Genomic DNA, 1,350 nt, shown 5'->3' with positions numbered 1-1,350 from the left:
CTAACAGACGAGCCGGGACGGTACCATTTCGACTTTGAATTCCATTGCACCGACTGTGGCGGCTATCAACTTCGTGTTCCGGAAGAAGGCAAGGGGAAGGTCAAGTGTTCAGCCTGCGGGTGCGAGCTTGGCAGTCTCGCATCGATCAACGAACGCTGCCGGCGGATCGCTGTCCGTGAATTGAAGGCGAGAGGTCTAGGCGCCTTTTTCAAGGGTTAATAGTTTTATCCAACCCGAATGTTGGTTTGTCGGGGTCTGCTGATTCACGGACTTATCAAATTGCTGTTGTGAATAGAGAATTTTGTTTTGGTGTGGTGGATGCCGGGCCCACGCGCGGTATCGCGTATCCGGTTGCTGCCAAGTGCAGCCGAATCCTTTCGGGCTATCAGCCCTGTATGCCGACCGTCGCCAAAGATGGCCCGCTTCAAAGGGTTAGGGAATCGCCGCTGCATGGCAGGCCGGTTCCGGTGACGCTTGACCGACCGCGCTGGTCCGGCGACGCTGCGGTTATGGAAACGCCTCAAGTGCAGACCGGCCATCAGCCGGCGTTCACGCTCGACTCCCGCCAGGCCTGGATCCGATTGGCGCTGGCGCTCGCCATCGGTTCGATCGGCAGCGTCGGCATGTGGTCGGTGGTCGTGGTGCTGCCGACCGTGCAGACCGAATTTGCCACCAGCCGCGGCGCCGCCTCGCTGGCTTTCACGCTGGCGATGCTCGGCTTCGGCCTCGGCGGCGTCGCCACCGGCAAGCTGACGGACCGCTTCGGCATCGTGGCGGCGATCGGCGCCGGCATCGTGCTGCTCGGGCTGGGCTATCTCGGCGCTGGTTTGTCGCCTTCCTTGGCGTTGTTCGTGCTGATGCACGGCGTGATCGGCGCCGGAGCGTCGGCGACGTTTGGCCCGCTGATGGCCGAAGCCTCGCACTGGTTCGAACGCTATCGCGGGCTGGCCGTGACCATCGCCGCCAGCGGCAATTACGTCGCCGGCACGATCTGGCCGCCTCTGGTCAATTGGGGCACGGAGACGATCGGCTGGCGCACCACCTATGTGCTGATCGGCGCCTTCAGCGCCGTGGCGATGAGTTTGCTGGTCGTCGTCCTGCGCGCCAGGATGGCCGGTCACGCGGCGACCAATCACGAAGCCGCGCTGCCGCCGCGGATCGATCTGCGGCTGCCGGCCAACACCCTGACGGCGCTGCTGTGTGTCGCCAGCGTCGCCTGCTGCGTGGCGATGGCGATGCCGCAAGTTCACATCGTCGCGTATTGCGGCGACCTCGGCTACGGCGTCGCGCGCGGCGCCGAGATGCTGTCGCTAATGTTGATGCTGGGCATCGTCAGCCGCATCGGCTCCG

The 1,350-nt window shown here is 64.0% G+C and carries 2 protein-coding genes; both read left to right on the top strand.

The features are described 5' to 3' along the window. Positions 1-219: hypothetical protein (locus tag I5M_RS33380; RefSeq protein WP_210161626.1), on the top strand; the 219-nt coding region annotated here is incomplete at its 5' end. A gap of 290 nt (positions 220-509) precedes the next feature. Then, positions 510-1,350 (top strand): MFS transporter (locus tag I5M_RS19990; RefSeq protein ID WP_022723011.1); only part of this gene is annotated, 841 nt, incomplete at its 3' end.

The organism is Rhodopseudomonas sp. B29, from assembly GCF_000333455.1.
GTDB lineage: Bacteria > Pseudomonadota > Alphaproteobacteria > Rhizobiales > Xanthobacteraceae > Rhodopseudomonas.
The sequence above is the reverse complement of the archived record's forward strand: the minus strand, read 5'-3'. Positions and strand labels throughout refer to the sequence as shown.